This is a genomic window from Corynebacterium sp. HMSC059E07, from assembly GCF_001814395.1.
In the GTDB taxonomy this organism is placed as follows: Bacteria; Actinomycetota; Actinomycetes; order Mycobacteriales; family Mycobacteriaceae; genus Corynebacterium; species Corynebacterium hesseae.
This window is the reverse complement of record NZ_KV816311.1, coordinates 1-340: the sequence shown is the minus strand read 5'-3', so window position 1 is coordinate 340 and position 340 is coordinate 1. Positions and strand designations below refer to the sequence as shown.

Annotated in this window: 1 protein-coding gene; it reads right to left on the bottom strand. The window is 50.3% G+C overall.

The window, feature by feature from the left end; all coding sequences use genetic code 11:
• Positions 1 to 254: IS3 family transposase (locus HMPREF2967_RS13005; RefSeq protein WP_198531027.1), on the bottom strand; the 254-nt coding region annotated here is incomplete at its 3' end.
• Positions 255 to 340 lie beyond the last annotated feature (86 nt).

The window sequence follows — 340 nt, the reverse complement described above, 5'->3', positions numbered from 1 at the left end:
CATCGACGCCGTTTACTAAAGCCTTTCAGCCCCATGGATTTCATGATGCGTGCGACCTTCTTGTGATTGGTCGGAGGAAAGTCCGTATCGTCGTTAAGGCTTGCAGCGATGCGTTTAGCACCATAAAGCCCGTGCTCATCATCGAAGATGGTCTTGATTCTCGCCCCAAGAAGAGCATCGGAACACGTCTTTAACCTGCGTTTTTCGCGGGTGTTGACCCATTTGTAGAACGAGGAGCGATTGAGCTTTAACACGTGGCACATCCGCTTGACCGAGTACTCGGTTCGATGGTCATAGACAAACTGGAAGCGGATTACCAGCGTGTCTCTTCGGCAAAATA